The sequence below is a fragment of the Micromonospora sp. NBC_00330 genome, assembly GCF_036136635.1.
GTDB lineage: Bacteria > Actinomycetota > Actinomycetes > Mycobacteriales > Micromonosporaceae > Micromonospora > Micromonospora salmantinae.
In genome coordinates this window covers 1,861,356-1,874,291 of record NZ_CP108012.1, presented here as the reverse complement: position 1 = coordinate 1,874,291, position 12,936 = coordinate 1,861,356, and the positions used below count along the sequence as shown (strand labels likewise).

The following is a 12,936-nucleotide window of genomic DNA, read 5'->3' as shown; positions in this document are numbered from 1 at the left end:
GATCAGCTCGGGCGGGGGTAGCGGGCCGGGCTGACGCCCAGGTAGCGCCGGAAGTGGCGGGTCAGGTGCGCCTGGTCGAAGAACCCGGCCGCGACGGCGGTCTCGACGGGTCGCTGCCCGGCGAGGAGCAGGCGACGTGCCAGTTCGACCCGACGACCGGTCAGGTACGTGTGCGGCGGCACGCCGTGCACCTGGGTGAACGTCCGGACCAGGTGGGTCGGGTGGGCGTGCAGCAGCTCCGCGGCCTCCCCCAGCGTGACGCCCTCGACCGTCCGGGCGTCGAGCAGCTCCCGTAGTCGCACCGCGAGGCCGCGTCCGGGGGGCTGGCCACCGGCCGGGGAGCGTTGGCGGAGCTGGCGGCGTAGCCGGTCCAGGATGAACGCGAGCCGGCTCTCGGCCTCGAACTCGTCGCCGGGTGTGGCGAGCACCTGGTGCAGGTGGTGGACCCGGTCGCGCAGGTGCGGATCGGCCAGGTCCGGCTCGTCGACGGCCCGCCCGACCAGCTCGGCGTCGAGCGCCGAGGTGTCGAGATACAGGACCCGCTTGCGGAAGCCGTCCGGTGTGGCGGAGCTGCCGTCGTGCGGCACGTACGGCGGCAGCAGGGTGACCGACGTGCGCAGCGCGCCGTGCCGGTGCCGGTCCAGGTCGAAGCGGACCGCGCCGTCGTCGACGATCAACAGCGTCCACACCTCGTGGATGTGCCGGGGGTAGGCGTGGTCGACGAAATGGGCGTGGAAGACCTCGGCGACCCCGGCTACCGCGGGTCGCCACGCGCTGACGTGCGAGCCCGCCGGGCGGGTGGCCACGCTAAGAACGTACAAGACCGGTAGGCGTCGGGGCGGGCAGGCTCGACGGCATGACCGAACCGATCCGCTTTCCCACCAAGATCGCCGTACTGCTCCGCAACGACCTGGCGAGCTGGCAACGGTTGAACGTCACGGCCTTCCTGGTCAGCGGCATCGCGAGCACGCTGCCGGAGCTGGTCGGCGAGGAGTACCGCGACGCGGACGGCACCAGCTACCTGCCGATGTTCGGCCAGCCGGTGCTGGTCTTCGCCGGGGATCGGGCAACGTTGGTCGGCGCGCACTCGCGCGCCCTCGCCCGTGGCCTGCGGCTGACGATCTTCACCTCCGAGCTGTTCGCCACCGGCAACGACCGGGACAACCGCGCTGCGGTCCAGGCGGTCGGACGGGAGAAGCTCGACCTGGTGGGCCTGGCGTTGCACGCGCCGCGCAACGTGGTGGACAAGGTGCTCAAGGGTGCGTCCATGCACCCGTAACGGCATCCGTGGCGACGAAGACATTGATATCGGTGTGTATGACTGTAATGATTAACACACTTTACAGTTGTTTCGCCGCCCCGGAAGGACCCCCACATGGCGCGACGATCGGCCGGGCTCCTGCCCCGCCGCCCCCGCATCAGACTGACCTCCGCGCTCGCCGCGGCCCTGCTCGCCGTACCGACCGGCCTCGTCGTCGGCGCATCGCCCGCCATGGCGGCCGCGACGGGCGCCATCACCGGGTACGGCGGCAAGTGCGTCGACGTGGCCACCGCGAACCCGGCCAACAACACGCCGGTGCAGCTCTTCACCTGCAACGGCTCCACCGCGCAACAGTGGACGGTGGCCGACGACGGAACGATCCGGGCGCTGGGCAAGTGCCTGGACATCGCCGCCGCCAGCACCGCCAACGGTGCCCGGGTGCAGATCTACGACTGCAACGGCACCGGAGCGCAGCAGTGGTCGCCCAGTGCCGGGCAACTGGTCAACCCGACCTCGGGCAAGTGCCTCGACGCGACCGGCCCCAGCTCGGCCGACGGCACCCCGCTGCAGATCTGGAGCTGCACCGGCACCGCCAACCAGACCTGGGCGCTGCCCGCCGGCGGCGGCACCACACCACCGCCCTCGGGTGGTTTCACCCACCCCGGCGTGCTGGTCAGTCGGGGCCAGCTCGACTTCGTCCGCGGCCGGGTGCAGGCCGGCGCGCAGCCGTGGGCGGCGGCCCACAACCAGATGATGAGCAGCCGGTACGCCTCCCTGTCGCGCACCCCGGCGCCCCGTTCGGTGGTCGAGTGCGGCTCCTACTCCAACCCGAACAACGGCTGCACCGACGAGCGGGAGGACGCGATCGCCGCGTACACCGACGCGCTCGCCTGGTACGTCACCGGTGACGCCCGGTACGCGCAGAAGTCGATCCAGATCATGGACGCGTGGTCGGCCACCATCACCGCCCACACCGGCAGCAACGCCCCGCTGCAGACCGGCTGGGCCGCCTCGGTCTGGCCCCGGGCGGCCGAGATCATCAAGTACACGTACACGAGTTGGCCCAACGCCAACCGCTTCGCCACCATGCTGCGCAACGTCTACCTGCCGATGGTGCGCAACGGCTCGAACAGCAACGGCAACTGGGAACTGACGATGATGGAGGCCACCGTCGGCATCGCGGTGTTCCTGGAGGACCGGGCGGCGTACGACGCGGCGACCACCCGCTTCCTCAACCGCGCCCGGGCCTTCGTCTACCTCCCCAGCGACGGCGCGTTGCCGTACACGATGCCCGGCAGCGGCCTGGACACCAGCGCGGAGATCATCGGCTACTGGCAGGGCCAGTCCACCTTCGTCGCCGGCCTCGCCCAGGAGACCTGCCGCGACTTCGTCCACACCGGGTACGGGATCTCCGCCATCTCGCACGTCGCGGAGACCTCCCGGATCCAGGGACGGGACCTGTACCCGCAGGTCGGTGAGCGGCTGCGTCAGGCGCTGGGATTCCACTCGCGCTACCAGCTCGGCGAGGCGCCACCCTCCTGGCTCTGCGGTGGCAGCCTCACCCGGGGCCTCGGGCCGATCACCGAGGTCGGCTTCAACGCGATGAGCACCCGGCTGGGCAACGTCATGACCAACACCCAGACCCTCACGCTGCAACAACGTCCGGCCGGAACCAACAACCTCTTCGTCGCCTGGGAGACGCTGACCCACGCCAACAACCCCAACTGACCAGGCCGTCGTGGGGTGGCGCCGAAGGCGCGGCACCACCCCACGACGGTGCTCAGTTGTCGGCCCCCAGCGCCACCACCGGGCTGACCCGCGACGCCCGACGGGCCGGCAGCACCCCGGCCAGCGCGGTCAGCCCGACCAGCACCACGAAGAGCCCGGCCAGCGGCAGCAGCGGCGCGGTCAGCGGTGCCTCGATCCCGAGGGTCTGGACCGCCAACCAGGCGTACGGAATGCCGAGCACCAGGCCGATTGTCGCGCCGATCACCCCGTACAGACCGGACTCGACGGTGAGCATGGTGCGCAGGCCGGTCCGGGACAGCCCGATCGCCCGGAGCAACCCGGACTCGCGTACCCGCTCCACCACCGACAGAGCGGTCGTGGAGCCCACGCCGACCACAGCGATCAGCACGGTCAGGCTGACCAGACCGACAGCGATCCAGACCAGCGTGCGCACCAACGCGTCGTTGCGGTCCCGTTCGTCGGCGAGCACCGCGAGGCCCACCCCGTCGCTGCCACCGATCGCCTGCCGCAGCGCCCGCACGCCGGCGGTGCGACCGTCCTCGCCGGCGCCGGCCGCGTCGGCCAGCAGACCGGTGTACGCGGCCGGCACACCGAGCCGGTCCAGGTCGGCCGGATCGGCGAGGATGCCCGCCTGCAGCGGCCCGTCACCGGGCAGGACCGCTGCCACCCGCACGTCGACCCGGCCGGTGGCGGCGGCGAGCGTGACAGTGTCGCCGGCCCGCAGACCCGCGTCCCGCGCGACCCAGCTGTTGAGCACGATCCGGCCGGGCCCACGATCGGTCAGGGTGCCCTGGGCCACGTCCAGGGCGCCGGTGCTCGGCAACGCAGCCAGGTCCAGGTCGCTGGTCGGATAACCGTCCTCGACGTCGCCGAGCTTGTCCGCGCCGCGCAGCAGCGTGGCGTCACCGACCATCCGGTACGGCACCACCCTCGCCAGCGCGCCGCGCGCCGCCTCGGCCCGGGTCACGACGGCCGGCGGGAGCGTCCCACCGTTGCTGGTGACCTCGAAGTCGGTCGGGGCCGAGAGCGCCATCTCGCGGTCGGCGAGGATCTGCAACGACGCGCCGCCGATGACCACCCCGGAGATCAGGGTCACGCCGAGGGCGACCACGACGGAGACGGCAGCGGCCCGACGCGGTGCCCCGCCGATCCCGCCGACCGACATCCGCCCGAGCGGCCCGAGCTGGCGCAGCGGCCAACCCACCACGGCCAGCACCGGGCGCACCAGCAGCGGGCCGAGGGTAACCAGCGCGAAGAACGCCAACGCGCCGGACCCGACCAGCAGGAGCAGCGGCATCGACGGGTCGTAGTCCGACTGCTCCGGCTTCGGCAACTGGCTGATCGTCCCGACCGCCGCCAGGATCGCGCCGACGGCCAGGAGCAGCCCGAAGACCAGACGCAGCACGCCAATGCCGCGGCGGCCGGCGGTGGTGCTCGCCGCCCGCAGTGCCTCCAGCGGGGAGACCCGGGCGGCGGAGAGCGCCGGTGCCAGCACGGCCAGCACGGTGATCACGACGGCGCCGATCACCACGGCGACCGCCTCCGCCAGTGGCAGGCCCGGCGAGGAGACCGCGTGGCCGGTGGCGCGCAAAATCGCCGGCAGCGCGTACCCGAGGGTGATGGCGCTGGCGACCCCGACGACACCGGCGACCAGCCCGGTCAGGGCGCCCTCGGCGGTCAGGGCCCCCACCAGGGTGGCCCGACTCGCGCCGACCGCCCGCAGCAGCGCGAGCTGCCGCATCCGCTGCGCGAAGACGATGCGGAAGGTCGAGGTGACCACCAGCGCGGCAGCGACGACAGCGATGGAGACGAACATGCCGACCAGGATGAAGAGTTTCCCTACCTGTTGGGCCGCCGCCTGTGCCTCGGCCTCGCGCACCTCGGCGCCGGAGCGGATCGGCTGGCCGGCGACCGCCGCGGTCACCCGTTGGCGGACCGCGTCGGTCGAGGTGCCGGGGGCCACCCGCACGTCGACGCGCTCCACAGTCGTCAGGCGCGCCCAGGCGATCACGGCGCTGTCCGGGGCGTACGCGTCGTAGCCGGCGTCGGCGCTGCTCTCCACCAGGCCGGTCACTGTGAGTGGGGCGGGCGTGGTGAGTTCACCGCCCGTGCCGCTGGTGGTGGTGCCGACCGACAGCCCGAGCCGTTCGGCGGTACGCGGCGTGATCGCGATCTCGCCGGGCTGATCCGGGTAGCTGCCCTCGATCACCCGGACCGTGGTCAGCGGGCCGGTGCCGGGATCGGACTGGAGGTTGAGGTACCCCTCGCCGATGGAGACCCCGGTCGAGACCCGGGCCACCGCCTCGGCCACCCCGGGCACGGCTCGGACCTGCCGCACGTCGGTCACTGTGGGTGGCGGCACGTCGACGCTGCCGATCACCAGATCGGTGACGGCCGGGGTGCCGCTGAGGTTGTCCCGCACGGTCCGTTCGGTGATCTGTTGCACCAGCACGGTGCCGAAGACGACGAACGACGCGACCAGGATCGCCAGGCCGGTCAGGATCAGCCGGCCGGGCCGCCGGGCCGCGGCGGTCGTCTGGGTACGCAGCACCGTCGCCCTCATCGGCTGGTCGCCAGGTCACGCAGGGCGTCGGTGACCGACACCTGGTTCGGCTTGTCGATCTCGCCGGCCAGCCGACCGTCGGCGAGCAGCACCACCCGGTCGGCGTACGCGGCGGCGATCGGGTCGTGGGTGACCATGACGACGGTCTGGCCGAGGTCGCGTACCGAGTCGCGCAGGATGGTGAGCACCTCCGCGCCGGAGCGGGAGTCGAGGTTGCCGGTCGGCTCGTCGGCGAAGACCACCTCCGGCCGTGCCACCAGCGCCCGGGCCAGCGCCACCCGCTGCTGCTGGCCGCCGGACAGCTCGCTGGGCCGGTGGTTCAGGCGGTCGCCGAGGCCCAGCACCCGCACCAGGTGCGCGAGGAGTTCCGCGTCGGGCTGCCGACCGGCGAGGTCCAGCGGCAGCGTGATGTTCTGCGCGGCGGTGAGCTGCGGCAACAGGTTGAAGGACTGGAAGACGAATCCGATCCGCTCTCGGCGTACCCGGGTCAGCGTCCGGTCCGACTGGCCGGTCAGCTCCGTGCCGCCGAGCAGGACGCGACCGGAGGTGGCCGTGTCGAGGCCGGCGAGGCAGTGCATCAGTGTCGACTTGCCGGACCCGGACGAGCCCATGATCGCGGTGAACTCGGCCCGGCCGAAGCCGACCGAGACCCCGTCCAGGGCACGGACGGCGGTGTCGCCGCTGCCGTACACCTTCACCAGGTCGACCGCGGCGACCGCGGCGTGGCTGGTCTCCGGCGGGGCGTGGGTTGTCATCGTTCCTCCAGTGGCTGCGTGGTGACCCGGAAAGCGTCGCCGTCACCGGCGGGTGGGCGCATCGGTCCGGGGCCAGGTATCGCCGGTGCCGGGTCTGCCTTTTGGCCGATCCGCCACCTCCAGCCGGCTGGCTACGCTGGGTCACCATGAGCACGCCGGATCTTCGACGTCTGTGGGTACGCCTGGCCCAAGCGGCCGGGCTGGTGGCCTTCGGCCTGCTCGCCCTCTTCGACTTTGCGGCCAGCACGGCGGATGACACCGGCATCGGTACTCTTCTGCTCCTGCTGGTGCCCATGGGGTTGGCGGTGGCGACGGTGCCGCTGTGGCTGCCGGTGCACCGGCTGGGTTCCCGCCGGCTGCCGCTGGCCGCGCTGGCACTCGCCACCGCCTCACTGGCCGTGACCGCAGGGATGGTGCTTCTCTCCGGAGGCGGCGGCATCATGCTCGCCCGCACCTGGGGGCTCGCCGAGTCGGCCGGGCTGATCGGCGTGGTCTTCGTGGTGGCCCGCTGGGGCGCGCCGCGGCTCGCCCCGTGGGCGGCGGTGGCCGCCGGGCTCGCCGTCGCCGCGATGCCGCTGCGCGTCGGCACCGAGAACCTGCTGGTGATCTTCGGTCTGCTCCAGGTGCTAGCCGCGGCCGGCGCCGCCGGGGTGGGGCTCTACCTGCGCGTCATGGCCGCCGGCCGGGAGCGGGCCATTGCGCTGGTCCGGGCCGAGCAGCGTGCCGAGTTCGCCCGGGACCTGCACGACTTCATCGCCCACCACGTCACCGGCATCGTGGTGCAGGCGCAGGGTGCCCGGTTCGTCGCCGAGCAGGACCCGCAACGGGTGATCGTCGCCCTGGAGCAGATCGAGCGGGCCGGCGCGGAGACGATGGCCTCGATGCGGCGGATGGTCGGCATCCTGCGCAACCCGGACGCCCCGCCGGACGCGCCGCTGGCGCCACTGGCCGGGGTGACCGAGCTGGAGCCGCTGCTGACCGGGTTCAACGGCGCGGCGAACGCGCCGGCTCGACTGCACGTCGACGGCGACCTGAACGGACTGCCGGTGGAGGTGTCGACGTCGGCGTACCGGGTGGTGATGGAGGGGCTGACCAACACCCGCCAGCACGCGCCGGACGCGCGGTCCGTGGACGTGGCGGTGCGGCGTACCCCGGACTGGTTGCTGATCCGGGTCGCCGACGACGGCGCGTCGCCGCGGACCGCGCCGGCCCGGGGGCACGGCTTCGGCCTGATCGGCCTCACCGAGCGGGTACGCGCCCTCGGCGGCACGATCACCGCCGGGCCCGGCGTCGCCGGGGGCTGGGTGCTCGACGCGGCGTTCCCGCTCCAGGTGGCGGTGACGCGGTGATCCGGGTCCTGATCGCCGACGACCAGGCCATGGTCCGGACCGGCTTCGGCATGATCATTGGCGCCCAGTCGGACATGGAGGTGGTCGGCGAGGCCGCCGACGGCGTCCAGGCCGTCGAACTGGCTCGACGCCTGCGCCCGGACGTGGTGCTGCTGGACATCCGGATGCCCCGCCTCGACGGTCTTGAGGCGCTGCGGCTGCTCGCGGGGCCGGGCGTCGCCGACCCGATCCGGGTGGTCGTCGTGACGACCTTCGACCTCGACGAGTACGTGCACACCGCGCTCTCCAACGGCGCGTGCGGCTTCCTGCTCAAGGACTCCGGCCCGGCCCTGCTGGTGGAGGCGGTCCGCGCGGCAGTGTCCGGCGACGCGCTGATCAGCCCCTCGATCACGGTACGGCTGTTGGAGCACCTCAGCTCGCCGGCCCCGGCGCGCGACGACGGTGGCCTGTCGCCACGGGAACTCGACGTGGTGAAGCTCGTCGCCCGGGGCCTGACCAACGCCGAGATCGCCACCCAGCTCTTCATCGCCGTGGGCACTGTCAAGACCCACCTGGCGAGCGTGCAGATGAAACTCAAGGCCCGCAACCGCGTCGAGATCGCCGCCTGGGCCTGGGAACGCCGCCTCGTCGGCTAGGTCGTGCTCTGGTGGGCGGCGGCTCGCGGGCGGGGCTCGCGGGCGGGTTGGTGTCTTGTTCGTTGCCTTTGGAGCTGATGTCGTCAACGAATCAGCGGCACCGGTGGCCACCGATGTCGTAGACGATTCAGCTCCAAAGGCAACGAGCGGCACACCATCCACCAGCCCTGGGGCGACTGCGCGTCGAGGTCGGCGGCCGAGCCCGGCGGGGCAGCCTGCCGAACCACAGTGACCTAGTATCGACGGTAGTGGATTGGTGGAAGCGGTGGGCGGCCGGATCCGGGGGTATTCATCGTGCGCGAACGTCGAAGTCGAGGAATCCGGTCGAAGGCCGCCGCGCTGGTCGCGTGCGCACTGACGGCAACCCTCGTCGCCGCCGGCGCGACACCGGCGTACGCCGCCGACGACACCGAACGGCCCACCGCACCCGGCCCGATCACCGTCGTCGCCATCGACACCACCTCGGTCGAGCTGACCTGGGCGGCCTCGACCGACAACGTGGGCGTGGTCCGCTACCCGGTCGGCGCGCGATTCGAGGATTCCGGCGCCCAGTATTCGACGGACACCAACAGCATCCGGATCACCAACCTGCGGCCGTCGCGCACGTACACCTTCTCGGTGTGGGCTCTGGACGCGGCCGGCAACAGCTCGGTGTCCAACCCGTCCCTGCGGCTGACCATGCCACCGGGGGACGATCAACCGCCGAGCGCGCCGGGTCAACCGGTGGCGTACGACGTCGCCGCCACACAGGTGTGGCTGCGGTGGGCTCACTCGGTGGAGAACGTCGCGCTCGACCGGTACGAGGTGTTCCGGGTCGACGCCGGCGGCACACTCACCCGGGTCCGTGAGGTCTACCAGTACCCGCCCGTGAACAGTGCCCAGATCGGCGGGTTGACGCCGAACACCACGTACACCTTCGTGGTGCAGGCCCGCGACGAGGTCGGACACCTGTCCCCCCTGTCCGCGCCGGTCACGGTTACCACCCTGGCGCCACCGCCGAGCTGCGTGGTCCGGTCCGACGTGCGGCAGTGGTCGGACGGCTTCGTGGCGCACCTCGTCGTCGAGAACACCGGTGCCACGGCGGTCGACGGGTGGACGATGACGTGGCGGTTCTGGGCCAGCCAGCAGGTCCACGGCATCTGGGGCGCGAAGGTCGTCGACCGTGTCAACAACAGCTACCTGCGGGTGCGCGACACCGCTCGCAACGCGGTGATCCCGCCCGGCGGCACGGTCTCGCTGGGGCTCGTCGCCTCCGGCACGCAACTGCCGGAGGAGATCACGCTGAACGGCGGCCTCTGCACCATGGCAGACGAATAACGCTCGACTCCGGGGTCTGGCGCCGGCCGCGACATCTTGCGACGCTAACGCCTGTGTATGACTACGACCTGTTGGTGCTGGGCTCCGGACCCGGCGGTCAGAAGGCCGCGATCGCCGCCGCCAAGCTCGGCAGGCGCGTCGGCATCGTGGACCGCCGCGACATGATCGGTGGGGTGTGCATCAACACCGGCACCGTGCCCTCCAAGACGCTGCGGGAGGCAGTGCTCTACCTGACCGGCCTGAGTCAGCGGGACCTGTACGGCAGCAGCTACCGGGTCAAGGACGAGATCACGGTCAGCGACCTGGCGGCCCGGACCCAGCACGTGATCACCAGGCAGACCGACGTCATCCGCAATCAACTGGCCCGCAACCGGGTCGCGATGATCACCGGCACCGGGCGTTTCGCCGACGCGCACTCGATATGGGTCGATGGCGGCTCCGGCCGCGAGTCCAAGGTGACCTTCGACAAGATCGTCATTGCCGCGGGCACCCGCCCGGCCCGCCCGGACAGCGTCGACTTCGACGACCGGACGATCGTGGACTCCGACGGGGTCATCAACCTTCAGGCCGTACCCCGCAGCATGGTCGTGGTCGGCGCCGGCGTGATCGGCATGGAGTACGCCTCGATGTTCGCCGCGCTCGGCACCAAGGTGACGGTGGTGGAACGCCGCGAGCGGATGTTGGATTTCTGCGACGACGAGGTCGTCGAGTCTCTCAAGTACCACCTGCGCGACCTGTCCGTGGCGTTCCGCTTCGGCGAGGAGGTCGCCGCAGTGGAGAAGCACCAGACGGCGGCGCTGTGCATCCTCAAGAGCGGCAAGAAGATCGTCGCCGACACGGTGATGTACTCGGCCGGGCGGCAGGGTCAGACCGACGACCTGGCGTTGGAGGCGGCCGGGCTGGAGGCGGACCGACGCGGCCGGATCACTGTGGACGCCAACTACCGCACCGCGGTGGAGAACATCTACGCCGTCGGCGACGTGATCGGCTTTCCCGCGCTCGCGTCCACCTCGATGGAGCAGGGCCGGCTGGCCGCGCAGCACGCGTGCGGCGAGCCGATCCGGGAGATGCACGGCCTGCAACCGATCGGCATCTACACGATCCCGGAGATCAGCTTCGTCGGGCAGACCGAGGCGCAGCTCACCGAAAGCTCGACACCGTTCGAGGTGGGCATCGCCCGTTACCGCGAACTGGCCCGGGGTCAGATCGTGGGCGACTCGTACGGCATGCTGAAGCTGCTCGTCTCCCCCGACGACGGCCGACTGCTCGGGGTGCACGTGTTCGGCACCGCCGCCACCGAGATCGTCCACATCGGGCAGGCGGTGATGGGCTGCGGCGGCACTATCGACTACCTGGTCGACGCGGTGTTCAACTACCCGACGCTGGCCGAGGCGTACAAGGTCGCCGCCCTGGACGCGTCCAACAAGATCCGCAACATCGTCCGCATCGACGGCTAGTCACCACCTCCGACCTCCACCAGCTCCGCCAACTGACTGCGGTAGTTCGGGCAGGTCGAGACGTCCTCGTGTGAGCAGTTCAGCCCGGCCTCCAACAGATCGAGCGCCGACCGCAGCGCCGCCATCCTGGCCAGCAGCGCGCTGTGGTTGCGGCGCAGCACGTCCTTGCGGCCGGCGGGGTCGCCTGCGGCGAGGAACGCCCGGATGTCCGGCAGCGACAGGCCGGCCTGCTTCGCGCGCAGGATCGAGGCCACCCGGAACAGGTCGTCGCGGGTGAAGCGGCGACGACCGCCGGTGACCCGGGCGGGGCAGAGCAGGCCCACCGACTCCCAGTGCCGCAGTACGTGCGCCGGCAGGCCGAAGTGGTCGGCCACTTCGCCGATCGTCATCGTGCTTGACTTCATGTCGACATTAAGTCCGAGCATGGCGGGCATGTCCAGTCTTCTAGCTGTCCTCGATGCCATCGAGAGCGAGCCTGCGGCCGTCGAACTGCGCGCCCGCTCCTACGAGTTGCTCGGCGACCTCACTGGCCGAACCGTCGTCGACGCTGGCTGTGGCAGTGGCCGCGCTGTCGTCGAACTGGCCAACCGCGCAGCCCACGCGGTCGGCGTCGACCTCGATCCCGAGATGATCGCCGTCGCCCGCAAGCGCTGGCCGGCCGGCGAGTTCCATGTCGGCGACGTCACCGAGCTGCCGCTGGAGACCGGGTCGGTCACCTACTACCGGGCGGACAAGGTGTTGCACGTACTCGACGACCCCACGCGAGCCGTGGCCGAGGCCCGGCGGGTGCTCGCACCGGGCGGCCGAGCCGTGCTGCTCGGCCAGGACTGGGACCTGATCGCCATTGACTCGGACGACCCGGCAACCACCCGTCGACTGGTCCACGAGAAGGCGGACACGCTGCCGTCGCCGCGCGTTGCCCGTAGGTATCGCAACCTGCTGCTCGACGCCGGGTTCACCGACCCGATCGTCGAGGTGCACACGGCTGTGTTCACCGACGACACCGCGCTCGGCGTGTTGAAACGGATCACCGACGAGGAGACCTGGCTCTCCGAGCAGACCGAGCGCGCCCGCTCGAACCGGATCCTCGTCGCCGTGCCGATGTTCCTCGTCGCCGCCCAGGCTTAGATCGAGGCGGCGAAGCGGGTTCGGCACGATGACGCCGCGCGCACGCGTCGGTCGCGATGTCGGTGCTGCCCGCTACCGTGCCGGCACTGTTGACACGTTGAGGAAAGAGGCAGTGGTGGGCGCATCCGGGTGGAGCTACTTCGTCGCGTATCAGCCAGACCTGGACGCGGCGTTGGACGCGCTGCGGGACAAGGTCTTCGCCGAGGGTAACTACTGGTGGGCCCGCGGTGAGACACCGAACTCGGCGAGCGACTATCCCAACCGTCCCGCCACGATGAAAGAGTTGTTCGACGACGAATGGGTGCAGGAATCGGGCACCCATTCCATCCTCGACGTCTACCGAGTCCTCGACGAGGGCGAACGGCCCGAATTCGGCACTGTCGAGCCGGTGAGCGCCGCCGAGGCACTGCGCCATGCCGGCACCGAGCGGCTGACCCGCGAGCACCTGGCCGCGATCGAGGGGCTGGCCGAGCAGAGGTGGTTCGGCCGCTGCGCGGTAGTGCACGACGCCGAGGGCAAGCCCGAGGAAATCTACTTCTGGGGCTTCTCCGGCGACTGACCCTCTCCCCTCCCCTCCCCTGTCCCCCCGCCCACCCCGGTGATCAAGAGGTTTGCGTCATGACAGGCCAGGCAGGATGACGCAAACCTCTTGATCACCAAGGGCTGGGGCTGGAGGGGGCTGGGGTGGGCCGGTGCGGGGGCGGGAGCCGCCTCCGCACCGG

General features: G+C 71.3%; 12 protein-coding genes. 8 read left to right on the top strand and 4 right to left on the bottom strand.

What is annotated here, in order from left to right; translation table 11 throughout:
* Positions 1 to 2: 2 nt before the first annotated feature.
* Positions 3 to 806, bottom strand: coding sequence for a helix-turn-helix transcriptional regulator (locus OG598_RS08175; protein ID WP_328653831.1), 804 nt, complete (start codon positions 804 to 806; stop codon positions 3 to 5).
* Positions 807 to 856: 50 nt separating this feature from the next.
* Between OG598_RS08175 and OG598_RS08170 the strand changes: the two genes are divergently transcribed.
* Together OG598_RS08170 and OG598_RS08165 are read left to right on the top strand one after the other, a co-directional pair.
* The gene (locus OG598_RS08170; RefSeq protein ID WP_328653830.1) at positions 857 to 1,279 is read left to right on the top strand and encodes a DUF2000 domain-containing protein; all 423 of its coding nucleotides are present in this window, start codon (positions 857 to 859) and stop codon (positions 1,277 to 1,279) included.
* A 96-nt stretch (positions 1,280 to 1,375) separates the two neighbouring features.
* Positions 1,376 to 2,989, top strand: coding sequence for a ricin-type beta-trefoil lectin domain protein (locus OG598_RS08165; RefSeq protein ID WP_328653829.1), 1,614 nt, complete (start codon positions 1,376 to 1,378; stop codon positions 2,987 to 2,989).
* A 52-nt stretch (positions 2,990 to 3,041) separates the two neighbouring features.
* Here the strand turns inward: OG598_RS08165 and OG598_RS08160 are convergent, their stop codons facing one another.
* On the bottom strand, positions 3,042 to 5,573 hold the full coding sequence (locus OG598_RS08160; protein WP_328653828.1) for an ABC transporter permease: 2,532 nt from the start codon (positions 5,571 to 5,573) through the stop codon (positions 3,042 to 3,044).
* The gene (locus OG598_RS08155) at positions 5,570 to 6,328 is read right to left on the bottom strand and encodes an ABC transporter ATP-binding protein (RefSeq protein WP_328653827.1); all 759 of its coding nucleotides are present in this window, start codon (positions 6,326 to 6,328) and stop codon (positions 5,570 to 5,572) included. The genes OG598_RS08160 and OG598_RS08155 overlap by 4 nt, the downstream gene beginning before the upstream one ends.
* Before the next feature lie 146 nt (positions 6,329 to 6,474).
* Between OG598_RS08155 and OG598_RS08150 the strand changes: the two genes are divergently transcribed.
* The 4 genes from OG598_RS08150 (at position 6,475) to sthA (ending at position 11,086) form a co-directional block, all read left to right on the top strand.
* Positions 6,475 to 7,677, top strand: coding sequence for a sensor histidine kinase (locus tag OG598_RS08150; protein WP_328653826.1), 1,203 nt, complete (start codon positions 6,475 to 6,477; stop codon positions 7,675 to 7,677).
* On the top strand, positions 7,674 to 8,312 hold the full coding sequence (locus OG598_RS08145) for a response regulator (RefSeq protein WP_091399091.1): 639 nt from the start codon (positions 7,674 to 7,676) through the stop codon (positions 8,310 to 8,312). The genes OG598_RS08150 and OG598_RS08145 overlap by 4 nt, the downstream gene beginning before the upstream one ends.
* Before the next feature lie 294 nt (positions 8,313 to 8,606).
* Positions 8,607 to 9,629, top strand: coding sequence for a fibronectin type III domain-containing protein (locus OG598_RS08140; protein WP_328653825.1), 1,023 nt, complete (start codon positions 8,607 to 8,609; stop codon positions 9,627 to 9,629).
* A 53-nt stretch (positions 9,630 to 9,682) separates the two neighbouring features.
* Complete coding sequence (sthA, locus tag OG598_RS08135; RefSeq protein ID WP_328653824.1) at positions 9,683 to 11,086, top strand: Si-specific NAD(P)(+) transhydrogenase; 1,404 nt, start codon at positions 9,683 to 9,685, stop codon at positions 11,084 to 11,086.
* Here sthA and OG598_RS08130 read toward each other — a convergent pair.
* The gene (locus OG598_RS08130) at positions 11,083 to 11,490 is read right to left on the bottom strand and encodes a MerR family transcriptional regulator (RefSeq protein WP_328653823.1); all 408 of its coding nucleotides are present in this window, start codon (positions 11,488 to 11,490) and stop codon (positions 11,083 to 11,085) included. The two genes, sthA and OG598_RS08130, sit on opposite strands and share 4 nt — an antisense overlap.
* Positions 11,491 to 11,518: 28 nt before the next feature.
* Here OG598_RS08130 and OG598_RS08125 point away from each other — a divergent pair, with 28 nt between their 5' ends.
* Both OG598_RS08125 and OG598_RS08120 read left to right on the top strand, forming a co-directional pair.
* Positions 11,519 to 12,214, top strand: coding sequence for a methyltransferase domain-containing protein (locus tag OG598_RS08125; RefSeq protein WP_328653822.1), 696 nt, complete (start codon positions 11,519 to 11,521; stop codon positions 12,212 to 12,214).
* Between the two features lie 115 nt (positions 12,215 to 12,329).
* Positions 12,330 to 12,773: a hypothetical protein gene (locus tag OG598_RS08120; protein ID WP_328653821.1), complete on the top strand. Its 444-nt coding sequence runs from the start codon at positions 12,330 to 12,332 to the stop codon at positions 12,771 to 12,773.
* The last annotated feature ends 163 nt before the right edge of the window (positions 12,774 to 12,936 follow it).

What these genes read in the sequence shown, in the direction of transcription:
- OG598_RS08170 (WP_328653830.1), top strand. Translation starts at nt 857, where the DNA reads ATGACCGAACCGATCCGCTTTCCCACCAAGATCGCCGTACTGCTCCGC.
- OG598_RS08165 (WP_328653829.1), top strand. Translation starts at nt 1,376, where the DNA reads ATGGCGCGACGATCGGCCGGGCTCCTGCCCCGCCGCCCCCGCATCAGA.
- OG598_RS08160 (WP_328653828.1), bottom strand. Translation starts at nt 5,573, where the DNA reads ATGAGGGCGACGGTGCTGCGTACCCAGACGACCGCCGCGGCCCGGCGG.
- OG598_RS08155 (WP_328653827.1), bottom strand. Translation starts at nt 6,328, where the DNA reads ATGACAACCCACGCCCCGCCGGAGACCAGCCACGCCGCGGTCGCCGCG.
- OG598_RS08150 (WP_328653826.1), top strand. Translation starts at nt 6,475, where the DNA reads ATGAGCACGCCGGATCTTCGACGTCTGTGGGTACGCCTGGCCCAAGCG.
- OG598_RS08130 (WP_328653823.1), bottom strand. Translation starts at nt 11,490, where the DNA reads ATGAAGTCAAGCACGATGACGATCGGCGAAGTGGCCGACCACTTCGGC.
- OG598_RS08125 (WP_328653822.1), top strand. Translation starts at nt 11,519, where the DNA reads ATGTCCAGTCTTCTAGCTGTCCTCGATGCCATCGAGAGCGAGCCTGCG.